The organism is Mycolicibacterium sp. CBM1, from assembly GCF_054073305.1.
In genome coordinates this window covers 1-11,964 of record NZ_JBSXPP010000040.1, presented here as the reverse complement: position 1 = coordinate 11,964, position 11,964 = coordinate 1, and the positions used below count along the sequence as shown (strand labels likewise).

At 66.4% G+C, this 11,964-nt stretch carries 13 protein-coding genes and 1 tRNA gene; 5 read left to right on the top strand and 9 right to left on the bottom strand.

What is annotated here, in order from left to right:
- Window positions 1-50: 50 nt before the first annotated feature.
- Window positions 51-948, top strand: a protein-coding gene (locus ACXDF8_RS26700; protein ID WP_457225575.1) for an IS5 family transposase whose coding sequence is annotated in 2 segments (ribosomal slippage) — window positions 51-391 and window positions 390-948 — 900 coding nt in all. Because the reading frame shifts where the segments join, the coding sequence is not laid out codon by codon here.
- Window positions 949-1,968: 1,020 nt separating this feature from the next.
- Here ACXDF8_RS26700 and ACXDF8_RS26695 read toward each other — a convergent pair.
- From ACXDF8_RS26695 to ACXDF8_RS26670, 6 genes are all read right to left on the bottom strand, one after another.
- On the bottom strand, window positions 1,969-2,964 hold the full coding sequence (locus ACXDF8_RS26695) for a tyrosine-type recombinase/integrase (protein ID WP_457226252.1): 996 nt from the start codon (window positions 2,962-2,964) through the stop codon (window positions 1,969-1,971).
- A 157-nt stretch (window positions 2,965-3,121) separates the two neighbouring features.
- Window positions 3,122-3,194 (bottom strand) — tRNA-Ala (locus tag ACXDF8_RS26690).
- Between the two features lie 51 nt (window positions 3,195-3,245).
- Window positions 3,246-4,316 (bottom strand): divisome protein SepX/GlpR, encoded by a 1,071-nt coding sequence (sepX, locus tag ACXDF8_RS26685; RefSeq protein WP_457226251.1) that lies wholly within the window; start codon window positions 4,314-4,316, stop codon window positions 3,246-3,248.
- Window positions 4,317-4,462: 146 nt separating this feature from the next.
- Window positions 4,463-5,116 (bottom strand): GNAT family N-acetyltransferase, encoded by a 654-nt coding sequence (locus ACXDF8_RS26680; protein WP_457226250.1) that lies wholly within the window; start codon window positions 5,114-5,116, stop codon window positions 4,463-4,465.
- A gap of 16 nt (window positions 5,117-5,132) precedes the next feature.
- Window positions 5,133-6,380: a molybdotransferase-like divisome protein Glp gene (gene glp, locus ACXDF8_RS26675; protein ID WP_457226249.1), complete on the bottom strand. Its 1,248-nt coding sequence runs from the start codon at window positions 6,378-6,380 to the stop codon at window positions 5,133-5,135.
- 49 nt (window positions 6,381-6,429) lie between these two features.
- Window positions 6,430-7,347 (bottom strand): UTP--glucose-1-phosphate uridylyltransferase, encoded by a 918-nt coding sequence (locus ACXDF8_RS26670; protein ID WP_457226248.1) that lies wholly within the window; start codon window positions 7,345-7,347, stop codon window positions 6,430-6,432.
- A gap of 62 nt (window positions 7,348-7,409) precedes the next feature.
- Between ACXDF8_RS26670 and ACXDF8_RS26665 the strand changes: the two genes are divergently transcribed.
- Both ACXDF8_RS26665 and ACXDF8_RS26660 read left to right on the top strand, forming a co-directional pair.
- On the top strand, window positions 7,410-8,015 hold the full coding sequence (locus tag ACXDF8_RS26665; RefSeq protein ID WP_457226253.1) for a 5-formyltetrahydrofolate cyclo-ligase: 606 nt from the start codon (window positions 7,410-7,412) through the stop codon (window positions 8,013-8,015).
- A gap of 172 nt (window positions 8,016-8,187) precedes the next feature.
- Window positions 8,188-8,502 (top strand): FmdB family zinc ribbon protein, encoded by a 315-nt coding sequence (locus tag ACXDF8_RS26660; RefSeq protein WP_457226247.1) that lies wholly within the window; start codon window positions 8,188-8,190, stop codon window positions 8,500-8,502.
- A 13-nt stretch (window positions 8,503-8,515) separates the two neighbouring features.
- Here the strand turns inward: ACXDF8_RS26660 and ACXDF8_RS26655 are convergent, their stop codons facing one another.
- The gene (locus ACXDF8_RS26655) at window positions 8,516-9,676 is read right to left on the bottom strand and encodes a sensor domain-containing phosphodiesterase (protein WP_457226246.1); all 1,161 of its coding nucleotides are present in this window, start codon (window positions 9,674-9,676) and stop codon (window positions 8,516-8,518) included.
- 242 nt (window positions 9,677-9,918) lie between these two features.
- On the opposite strand from ACXDF8_RS26655, the gene ACXDF8_RS26650 reads away from it, so the two are divergent.
- Window positions 9,919-10,572, top strand: a complete 654-nt coding sequence (locus tag ACXDF8_RS26650) for an SAF domain-containing protein (RefSeq protein ID WP_457226245.1) — start codon at window positions 9,919-9,921, stop codon at window positions 10,570-10,572.
- Here ACXDF8_RS26650 and ACXDF8_RS26645 read toward each other — a convergent pair whose 3' ends face one another.
- Entirely contained in the window at window positions 10,573-10,797 is a 225-nt protein-coding gene (locus ACXDF8_RS26645) for a hypothetical protein (protein ID WP_457226244.1), read from the bottom strand.
- 117 nt (window positions 10,798-10,914) lie between these two features.
- Between ACXDF8_RS26645 and mscL the strand changes: the two genes are divergently transcribed.
- Window positions 10,915-11,370 (top strand): large-conductance mechanosensitive channel protein MscL, encoded by a 456-nt coding sequence (gene mscL / locus ACXDF8_RS26640; RefSeq protein ID WP_457226243.1) that lies wholly within the window; start codon window positions 10,915-10,917, stop codon window positions 11,368-11,370.
- A gap of 58 nt (window positions 11,371-11,428) precedes the next feature.
- Here mscL and ACXDF8_RS26635 read toward each other — a convergent pair.
- Window positions 11,429-11,964 (bottom strand): porin MspA (locus ACXDF8_RS26635; protein WP_457226242.1); only part of this gene is annotated, 536 nt, incomplete at its 5' end.

The following is an 11,964-nucleotide window of genomic DNA, read 5'->3' as shown; positions in this document are numbered from 1 at the left end:
CTAGGGCGTGTCTAACAAATGTTTCGGGTTTTGTGCTTGAGGCTTAGGGCATGTCCCGTTTCCAGTTGCTTTCCGATTCGCAGTGGGAGTTGATCGCCGGGCTGTTGCCGGTGCGTACGGGTAAGAAGGGCAGGCCTTTTCGGGATGCCCGCCAAATGGTGGAGGGGATCATCTACCGGTACCGGTGTGGGATTGCCTGGCGTGATGTGCCCGAGGTGTTCGGGCCGTGGCAGACGATCTGGTGTTGGCATCGGCGGATGAGTGCTGATGGCACCTGGGATGCGGTGTTGGCTCGGTTGCTGGCTACTGCTGAGCAGGCGGGGGTCATCGATTGGGCGGTGGCGGTGGATTCCACGATCGCTCGTGCGCATCAACATGCCACGAACGTCACGCGTGACACAGGGGGCTGGGTCGAATTACACGAATCCGGGCATCGAGCCGCCTGACCACGGGATTGGCCGTTCTCGGGGTGGCTTGACCAGCAAGATTCATCACCTTGTCGATGGTGGCGGACGGCCGCTGGTGGTGCTGGTCTCGCCGGGTCAGGCCAACGACGCCCCCGTTTTTGAGCATTTGCTGGCCCATCTGCGTGTGGATCGGCCTGGCCGGGGGCGACCCCGCACCCGGCCGAGTCGCGTGCGCGCCGATAAGGCCTATTCCAGCCGGGCTATTCGTGCTGAGCTGCGCCGGCGTGGGATCACCGCGGTGATTCCCCAACCCTCCGATCAGATCGCCCACCGCGAACGTAGAGGTTCACGCGGCGGACGACCGCCGGCTTTCGACGCCGCGGACTACAAGAGCCGCAACGTGATTGAGCGTGGCTTCAACACCACTAAGCAATGGCGCGGACTGGCCACCCGCTATGACAAACTCGCCCTCGTCTACCGCGGCGGCGCCGTTCTACGAGCCATCACCCTCTGGCTGCCACATTTGTTAGACACGCCCTAGTCGCGGACTTGCTACCGAAACGGGGGGTACGCGTTCGCGGCGATGGTGGCCAGCTGTCGGAGGCGATCCCAGCGCGCGTGGGCGTTTTCGGCGTCCACGCCAAGCCCGTGCCAACACGCCTCGAAGTGCGTCCAAGTTTCACGGAGCTCGCACTCGCGGTCGAAACCTCCATGGCGCCTTTCATATTCAGCCGAGTTCGTGATTGAAATCCGAAGCCGAGCAAGGCAGACCACGATCTCTGTGGCTAGAGCTGCGCGTTTTCTTGCCGCCTCGACTTGCTCCGGGGAGGGTCTCCAGACTCTGGGTTCAATTTCGGAGGATGCACAGGTGACATGCTGCATGTGTGCAAGGTAGCCGCTGTCGACAGCAGTTAGCTGGGCCCCAAGATGGTCGATCGGCGAGGCTCTCCATCTGCAACTCTTCATTGGCGTAGGCCAAGGGACATGAATCCTGAAAATTCATAGCATCCAGGAAAATTCGTGATTATTGACGAAGCACGAGCCGATTAGGACAAGAGGCCACCTTTTCTCGGGAAACTTCGTAGGGGCGTCGCTGTACAGATATCAAGGCCTTAGTCTTCGGATATGTCGCAACACCGAGACAGCGACGATGCCCACTAGACGGATCACGAACTGATCTGCAAGTGTTCTTTATTCACAGGAGAACTCCCATGGCTGAGCTGACAGTGAGAATCAACAGGGACACGCGATGATCCCCACCATCTACGACCTCGCCGACGCGGCCCGCATCCTTGGAGTCTCCGAGTCCTACCTTCGCGCCAGGCTCCGAGACCGCAGCTTCTCGGGAATGAAGCGCGCAGGCCGGTGGGCCATGACAGAACCACAAATCGAAGCGGCCATCGAATCGATGTGCATCACTGCCCGCCCGGCCGATCCCCCCTCGCCATCGGGGCTCTCTCGTCACAGCAGATACGCCCGACGACTGCAATCCCAGCGCGGAGCATAACCGCCCACATCAATCACAACGAATGAGATAGCGCGAAAACACATTTCGTCGGTGTCAGCCCAGCGCGGACCCGATGGCATCAGCCGCGGCCTGCGCGCTGCGCCGATCCAGGTGCCCGTAGACGCCGATCGTCGTCTGGATCGACTCATGTCCAAGATGCTGCTGGATAACCGGCAGTGGCACGCCAGCCTGGATCATCCAGGACGCACATGTGTGCCGAAGGTCGTGCACGCGAGGCGACTTCGTCAGTCCAGCCTTCATCGCGCTGTCGCGGCCGGGCTTCCACCCCAGATTGAAGAACTCCTGCGCACGAACTGGGTTACCTGCGCCATTGGTGAACAGGAAGCCGGGCACGGACATGTCAATCACTTCAAGGGCTGCGGCCGGCAGACTGATCGTTCGGATCGACTTCTTCGTCTTCGGAGGGCCAATTTCCGGCCGATAATTCCCGGAGTACTTCCACGCCTTATTTACTCGGCATGTCTTCGCCTCCGCGTCAACGTCGGCAGCGGACAAGGCGGTTGCCTCGGAGAATCGCATCCCCGTGGTCACCAGCCAGGTCGCCAGCCTCTTCCAGCGGTCGCGCTCGATGTGATCACGCAGCAGCTTGAATTCCTCGGGAGTGAGGAAGACCGTCTCCTCGACCCGGGTGTGCGGCAGGCGACGACCTTCGCACGGGTTGGCGGCCACCACCCCGGCTCGCACCGCAGCCTTAAACGCCCCGGACAGGAACCCGTGCTTGTTGGCGATCGTCTTACCACTCCCGTCGAGCTGGTTGACCCACCGCGCGATCGTCGCCTCCGTGACCGCGGTGATCGGCATGGCCCCCAGCACCGGGCCGATGTCCCGTTCCACATAGGTCCGATACCGTGCCTGCGTGGCTGGTTGAACACCGGTGAGATTGTCGATGTGGGATTTCAGCCAGTCAGTGACGCTGGGGACGTGACGTCCGATCTCGTCGAGCTCGACGATGCGTAGTGCCTCGTCGGGTCCGTGATCGTCCAGCAGTATCTTGAAACGCTCCGCAGCAGGGAGATTCTCGAAGGTCAACGACCGCTGGCGACCGTCCTGACGCCACAACACCCGGTAGGTGTTCCCGGTGCGATTCTTTTGGGCGTGGATGCTTGCCACAACCCCGATGTTACGCGAGATGTTACGCAGACACCGACGCAACTAAATAGACAGGCTCTGAACTGCTCAAACTCTGTGGAGCTAAGGGGAATCGAACCCCTGACCTTCTCGATGCGAACGAGACGCGCTACCAACTGCGCTATAGCCCCTTGGTCGCCAGTAGGTTACCAGCCACCGGCCGCCGGACCGAAACCGGCGGCCTACTGCCCCGCCGCGCGCGGCAGGTCGAAGTGCCGGGCGAAGGCCACCTCGTCGAGATGCTCGAAGATCGGGTCCTCGTCGTCGATGTCGAGCACGGCGGCACCAGGCCGGCGCAACCGCGCCGGCACCACGTCGTACTCGCGGTCCTCGGTGTTCTCCACCCCGAGACGCGACCGCGCCATGCGCTGCTGACGGCGCCGGCGCACCTGCTCCTCGATGCGGGTCTGGCGGCGCAGATAGGCCAGGTACAGCACCGTCACCGCGGCGGCCGTGCCGCAGGCCCACCACAAGTCCGGGCTGACGGTGAACGACAGCACGGCGGTGAGCACCATGATCGCGGCCATCGCCATCAGCACCCGCTTGCGGAAGCGGTACTTGCGCGCGCTGACCGCCACCGCCGTCGCAGACTCGGTCCGCCGCGGCCGGCTCGCGCGCGGCGCGGCCGTGGTGGCGGGCTCGTCCTCGGCTTCCAGGCCGGAGGTGTCGTCGACGTACTCGTACTCGTCGGCGGTGCCGTCTTGGGGGGTGTCGTCGGCGATGGCCTGAAACTGGTCGGTGGCGTCGCCTTCGGCGATCGTCTCCTCCTCCGCTTCGGCCGGGGATTCCGCGACGGGCGATTCCTCGACCGCAGGCTCCGCAGCCGGTTCGACCGTCTCGTCGAACAGTGTCGGCTGAGTCTGGGCCGCGCGGGCCGCGCCGCCGACGGGAAGTGCGCCGGAGTCTTCGTCGACCACATCGACGTCGAGATAGTCCGGTTCGGTTTGTTCGGCGACCGCGGCCACGACGACCACCGACCGGCTGCGCACCGGCGCGGCCTCGTCATCGCTGTCGACATCGTCGAATTCGTCCTCGTCCGGCTGCCAGTGCGGGTCGTGCCGGTGACCGGCCGCGGGCGCACTGCGCCGGAACCGGCGGGATTTGGCTGCGCCGCCGTTGAGCACCCGAGTGGCCAGCGCGACGTCGCTGGTGCGACGGACGTTCTCACGCTTGCTGATGAGCATCGGGACCAACACGAACAACCAAAGCACCACGAGCGAAATCCAGAGCAATGACTGGGGGATGCTTGGCATGGTGGCCTGCTCCTTTCCCGTCCAGGCTAGGTCCGTGACCTCGGCAACCTGAGACGGCGCGCCGAAGTCAATTACACACGTGTAATTTGCCCTTGACAAGCACCAACAGCCCCAAATGTCACATCAGTAACAGGCGGCGCGGAAATTCAGGTCCACTCCGCCAGTCCGCGCGCCACTAGCCGACCAGCAACCGAGCCCTCGAGTTCCTCCACGGTCATCGCCACGAGCAGGTGATCGCGCCACGCCCCGTCGACGTCGAGGTAGCGCTTGAGAAGGCCCTCGTCGCGAAACCCGGCCTTTGCCAGCACCGCTCTGCTGGCCGCGTTCTCCGGGCGCACCGTAGCCTCCACCCGGTGCAGGGTGACCGCACCGAAACAGTGGTCCAGCCCCAGCGCCAACGCCCCGGTCGCCACCCCCCCACAAGTCACCGCACTGGACACCCAGTAACCGATCCACGCCGAACGCAGTGCCCCGTGGGTCACATTGCCGATCGTCAGCTGCCCACAGAACTGCCCGTCCAGCTCGATCACGTAGGGCAGCATCCGGCCCTTGCGCGCCTCGGACCGCAGCCCGGAACACACCGCGGGCCAGGACGAAACAGCGTGGCGCACAGCCCAATCCACCTCAGCTGTCGGCTCCCACGGCTCGAGGTGACGGCGATCGGCCAGCCGGATCCGGCTCCACGGTCCGGCGTCGCGCATCCGCACCGGACGCAACCTGATCACGCCGGCGCCAACCCGCAACGGGCCGACCACGGTGGGCCACCCGGGATGCAGGGAACTGCTACGCCACAGGTTCACGGTGCCGGGCCCGGGGTCAGCCGCGCTGAGCCAGGAACGCGACGTCCACGACCTCGCCGGTGCGGACCTCGTCGACGTCGCTGGGCACCACCACAAGACAGTTCGCCTCGGCCAGGGTGGCCAGCAAATGCGACGACGCACCGGGTGCTCCGCCCAGCGCCTGGACCAGATACTCGCCGGTGTCCTGGTCGCGCATGAGCTGCCCGCGCAGGAACCCCTTACGCCCCGACACTGAGGAGATCGGCGACAACGCGCGCGCCTGCACGACACGCCGCATCGGCTGCCGCTTACCCAACGAGAGCCGGATCAGCGGACGGACCATCACCTCGAACACCACCAGCGCACTGACCGGATTGGCCGGTAGCAGGAACGTCGGCACGCCGTCGCGGCCGAGCTGGCCGAACCCCTGGACCGAGCCCGGATGCATGGCGATCCGCGCGACTTCCATCTCCCCCAGCTGTGAGAGCACCGTGCGCACGCTTTCGGCGGCCGCACCGCCGACCGCCCCAGCGATCACCACCAGCTCGGCGCGGTTGAGCTGGCCCTCGACCACCTCGCGCAGTTCCTTGGGATCGGTGCTGACGATGCCGACCCGGTTGACCTCGGCACCGGCATCCCGAGCCGCCGCGGCAATCGCATACGAGTTGACGTCATAGACCTGGCCGTTGCCCGGCGTGCGGGAGATGTCCACCAGTTCGCCGCCGACGCTCATCACCGTCAGCCTCGGACGCGGGTGGACCAGCACCCGCTCCCGGCCGACCGCGGCCAGCAGTCCCACCTGGGCGGCGCCGATGATCGCGCCGGCCCGTACCGCCACGTCACCGGGCTGCACGTCGTCGCCGGCGTGGCGCACATAGGCACCCGAGCGGACACCGCGCAGCACCCGCACCCGGGCCTGGCCGCCGTCGGTCCAGCGCAGCGGCAGCACCGCGTCGGCCAGGGTGGGCATCGGCGCGCCGGTCTGCACGCGCGCTGCTTGTTTGGGCTGCAGCCGGCTGGGCGTGCGGGCACCGGCTTCGATGACGCCCATGACCGGCAGGCTGATGTCGCCACCCGATTCATCGCCGTCGCCCACGCCCTGGACGTCGACGCTGCGCACGGCATAGCCGTCGATGGCCGCCTGGTCGAAGCCCGGCAGCGGATGCTCGGTGATCACTTCTTCGGCGCACATCAGGCCCTGGGCCTCGGCGATCGGCACCCGGACGGGTCGTGGCGCCACAGCGGCAGCCGCCACTCTGGCCTGCTGTTCCTCTACCGAACGCACCGCGCGCCTTTCTGCCTCGAGCCCCGATCGCGCGGGCCCGCCGCAGCTCCTACTTTTCGGTCTGTTCCGCCAGGCCTAGACGCGCTACCAACCATCGCCGCAAGTCCGGGCCATAGTCGTCACGATCCAACGCAAAGTCAACCGCAGCCTTCAGGTAGCCGCCGGGATTTCCCAAGTCGTGTCGAGAGCCACGATGCACCACGACATGCACCGGATGGCCTTCTTTGATCAGCAACTCGATGGCGTCAGTGAGCTGAATCTCGCCGCCGACCCCGCGGTCGACCCGACGCAGCGCGTCGAAAATCGCCCGGTCCAGCAGGTAACGCCCAGCGGCCGCGAACAGCGACGGCGCATCCTCGGCCTTGGGCTTCTCCACCATCCCCTTGACCTTGAGCACGTTCGGGTTCGCCGCGTCGGGCACCGTCTCGACATCGAACACCCCGTAGGAACTGACCTCCTCGGGTGTCACCTCGATCGCACACAACACCGTGCCGCCGCGCTTGGCCCGCACCTTGGCCATCGTCTCCAGTACACCGGTGGGCAACACCAGGTCGTCGGGCAGCAGCACCGACACCGCATCCTCGTCTGGGGACAACACCGGCTCCACGCACCCGACCGCATGGCCCAAGCCCAGCGGTTCATGCTGCACCACTGACTCGACCTTGATCAGGGCCGGGGCTCGGCGCACCTTCTCCAGCATCGCCTTCTTGCCGCGGGCCTCCAGCGTGCCCTCGAGCACCAGGTCCTCCACGAAATGCGCGACCACGCTGTCCTTGCCCTCGGAGGTGACGATCACCAGCCGTTCGGCGCCGGCCTCGGCGGCCTCCTCGGCGACCAGTTCGATACCCGGGGTGTCGACCACCGGCAGCAGTTCCTTGGGAACGGTCTTGGTCGCGGGCAGGAATCGAGTGCCCAACCCGGCGGCAGGCACGATCGCGGTGCGCGGGATCGGTACCAGTGCCCTCATCGTTCACACCTTATCGACAACATGGTGGTCCTTCGCTCTGGCGCAACGGGATGCGCGCTGACATGGTGGACGGCGTGTCCGCCCGGACGAAAGCTCAACGCAGGGAAGCACTGGTGGCCGCGCGCCGGGAACTGCCCGCCGCGGTCCGCGCAGCCGACGCGCGGGCATTGTGCGCCCACCTCGGCGCTGTGGTGACCGCCGCCGATACCGTGGCCGCCTACCTGCCGGTTGGCACCGAGCCGGGCTCGCCGGCGATGGTGGACCGGTTGCGGGAGTTGTGCGCACGAGTGCTCCTGCCGGTGGTGCACACCGGCACTGACGGCCGGGCACAGGCCCTGCTGTGGGGCGACTACATACCGGGCGCGCTGGTCGCCGGCCGGTTCGGTCTGCTCGAGCCGGCCGAGCCCTGGCTGGACAGTTCGGCGCTGGCGCAAGCCGACGTGGTGCTGGTGCCCGCGCTCGCGGTCGACCGGCACGGGGTGCGGTTGGGGCGCGGCGGCGGGTTCTACGACCGATCGCTGCCGCTGTGCAGACCCGGCACCAGACTGGTCGCCGTGGTGCGGGACGCCGAGCTTCTCGACGAGTTGCCGCGCGAAGCCCACGACGTGCGGATGACCCATGCCCTGACGCCCGGACACGGGCTGATCGCACTGGCCGACGCGTTGTGAGGCCACTGCCCTACCATGCACCCGAGCAGCCCCCCTCGAATCCCTTTTGCGGCTTATTCCGCCCGCGACCCCCACTGTCACGGCGTGGCAGGAATGATACGCACCACATGGCGGTTCTAGCACTTGGCACGATAGAGTGCTAACAGACTTAGTATCGTTTCCGGAGGTTCATGTGCCGACCTACAGCTACGCCTGCACCGAATGCGACAACCGCTTCGATGCGGTGCAAGCATTCAGTGATGACGCGCTGACCACGTGCCCCGAGTGCTCCGGGCGCCTGCGCAAGCTATTCAACTCGGTGGGCGTGGTGTTCAAGGGCAGCGGTTTCTACCGCACCGACAGCCGCGAATCCACCACGAGCACCGTCAAGGCGGACTCCTCGTCGTCGAGCTCGGAGAAGTCCTCGAGTTCGGAGAAGTCCTCGAGTTCGAGCGACAGCTCGTCGAGTTCGAGTAGCGCAGCCCCGGCCGCGGCCGCGTCGAGCTGAGGTAGCGGCGCTTTCAGTCCGATACCGTGGCAGCCTCAGCGGTGTCGCCGAGTTCGATCGAGTAGCCGAGCAGTTCGCCGCTCCAGTCCCGCACTGGGCGGATCACCAGTCGTGCCACTGCGCTGTTGAGGGTCGGCTCGTCGAACACGGCGAACGGCTGCCCGAGCAGATCCGTCGCGCGGATCTCGGCGAACGCCTCGGGGGTCAATCCGATGAGTTCCCAGATGTGGCATCCGGTCGCATCGCCGCGGCGTAGGTGTATGGCCGCGTCGAACGCCGTGCTGGACGCGACCACGGTGCCCGCCGGGTCGATGAACGCGATCGCGGCGTCGGAGTCGCAAGCCTCCGACAGGCGATGCGCTCGTAGTTCGGCTGACATCGGGATCGCAACTTCGGTGTCACTGGACTCGGATGCGTTGACCGACAACAATTGCGCGACGTCGCATGCCGCCGTGGGCCGACCGAACAGGTAACCCTGTGCCAGCTTGCATCCCATCCCCTTGAGCAGCTCGGCCTGAGTGGCCGTCTCGACTCCCTCCGCTACGACGGCCAGTCCGAGACTGTGGCCGAGCCCGACCACCGCGGCGACGATCTTGCGGCTCTGTCGACGCTCGGCCATCGCCGTGACGAAACTGGCGTCGACCTTGATCTTCGAGAACGGCAAGGTGCTGAGCCAGGTGAGGCTCGAATAGCCGGTGCCGAAGTCGTCCATGGCGATCATGCAACCGAGGTTCATCAGTCGCTCGAGGGTGCGCCGCGGCTGGGTCAGATCTTCGATGAACGCCGACTCCGTGACCTCAATGTGCACGCGGCTCAACGGGAATGACGCATCCCTTGCCGCGCGGGCGATCCGGGTCGCCAGTTCGGGGTCGCGCAACTGCGAGGGCGAGACGTTGAATCCGAGGAAGATGCTGTGCGGCCACTCCTGCGCGGACACGAACGCGCTGCGCATCAGCTTGTCGAGCAGTGCATCCAGCAGGCCGAAATCGTCGGCAACCGGGATAAAGCGGTCTGGGCTAATCGAACCGTGCACCGGGTCATGCCAGCGGGCAAGGACTTCCAGCCCCAAAACGTAGCCGTCGCCCAGGGACACGATCGGCTGGAAGAAGGGTTCGATCCAATCGGTGGCCAGCGCAGCCTGGAGGTCCCGCGCCAAAACCTCGTCAGCGTTCACTGGCTGCGACTCCTTCTCACATGCAGCTCGGGGCCGGACATCCAACCGTGTTCAGAAATTACAGCCAACCGCATCGACGAATGCCGGAACAACAAAAAACCCCGCCCGTTAAGGATTTCGTTCGTTTATTTCAAGCGCTTCGCCGGCCGTGTCGACTCGCGCCGCAATCCCGACATCGCGGTTATCCACAGCTCCTGTTCGCGCCGGCACCCCGGCAGCGGCCGACCGATTACCGTGGCCGCATGAGCAACGCGCTCAATCCCACTCTGCCAGGACGGATTAGGCGCTGGCTGCGTCCCGACTTCACCCGTACGGTGCTAGCGCGACGGATCGCCGCCGGCGGCCTCGTCGTCCTTGCCGGTGTCGCCGCGCTACGGCCCGACCCCGCCGACGACCGCGCCGACGTGGTGGTCGCGGCACGCGACCTCAGCCCCGGAACCGCGCTGACCGCGTCGGATATCAGGCTCGAAACACTTACCGCAGCAAGCCTTCCCGATGGCGCTCAGCGGTCACCCGAGGCCGTTGCCGGTGCCACACTGGCCGGGCCGGCACGGCGCGGTGAAGTGCTCACCGATGTCCGGGTGCTGGGTTCGCGACTGGCGCAGCTCAGCGCGGGCCCCGACGCACGGGTGGTGCCGCTGCACCTGGCGGACCCAGCAGTTCTTGACCTCATCCGTCCCGGTGACGTCGTAGACGTGCTCGGCGCGATCTCCGCCGACACCGATGCCCAGCCGCGGGTGCTCGCCGCCAATGCCGTCGTGGTGTTGGTGTCGGCCGAACGCAAGGGCGCGGGCCGGGGCGATGACCGGGTGGTGCTGGTCGCTCTGCCTGCCGCGGCCGCCAATGCGCTCGCTGGCGCGACGCTGGTGCAGACCGTCACGCTGACGATCCACTGACTAGCCCGGCGGCGGAGGTGGTACCGGGGGCGTGGTGGCGGCGGGCGACTGCTCGATGGCAGCCATCACCATATCGGCGATCTCGTCGGGCGAGGAGCCCGTCACTGGGGCGGGTGACGGGGTGGGGCTCGGGGCGGCGGCTGCGGTGCCGACGGCGGCACCCAACCCGGCGAAGAACACCGTCGCAGCGGCCGCGACGACGGCGGGGCGGGACCTGATCACCATGCGCATCCCCTTCCGGTGACGTTCTGCGGCCAAGCTAGCAGTCACTCGGCGGGTCCGCTCGCCCGTACTAATCTTCGAGACCTCGCGCCAGGACGGCCATCAGGAAGGGGCAACATCGTGTTGAAGGGCTTCAAGGAGTTTCTCTCCCGCGGCAACATCGTCGACCTGTCGGTCGCGGTGGTCATCGGTACCGCGTTCACGGGGCTGGTCACCAAGTTCACCGCCAGCATCATCGAGCCCCTGATCAACCGCATCGGGGCCGGCAAGAACACCGAGTACGGAATCCTGCGCATCGGCATCGGCGGGGGCCAGACCATCGACCTGAACGTGCTGATCTCCGCCGCGATCAATTTCGCCCTCGTGGCGGCCGTGGTGTACTTCCTGGTCGTTGCGCCCTACAACCGGTTTCGCAAGCGCGGTGAGGTCGAGCAGGCAACGGACACCGAACTGAGTCTGCTCACCGAGATCCGGGATCTACTCGCCGACGCCAGCGGTACACCCAAGCAGGTCACCGGGCCCGGCACCGGGCCCAGCCCGGACACCGCCACAACAACGAGCGCCGACCGCGACTGACCATACAAAACGGCCCCCGGCTTGCGCCGGGGGCCGTTTTGTTGACGTGCCTAGGGAGTCAGTTCATGTTCCAGGGTTCGCCGTAGGTGGTGACGCTGTCGCCGGCCTTGGAGATCAGCCGGGCGAACGGGCGCAGCAGCACGCCGCCGGCCGCACCGGTAACGGTGCCGTGGGCGTTGGCCACCGCCACCGAGCCGTTGGGGCCCGAGACGTCGACGGAGAAGGTGGCGACTTCCTGGATGCCGGGGCCGTTGCCCAGGTCGGCGCTGATCGACACACCCGGGAACAGGTTCGGGGTGATGACCGAGCCCAGCGGGTTGAAGCCCGTCGGGGAGATGTCGGCGTCGTCGAGCAGGATGTTGGGGGTGGTGTAGCTGAAGTTGATGCCCACACCCAGCGACCACGGGAAGCCGACCTGGTAGCCCAGCTCCAACGTGCCCGCGAACTCGTCGGCACCCGGGCCGACGACGCTGTAGACGGCCTTGCCGGAGTGGAACCACTCGCGAGTCAGCCGGTTGCGGTCCAGCGGGAACACCCCGTTGAGGAAGGTGTCCCACTGCTGAATCGTCATCGTGCGGCCACCGCCGTCGACCA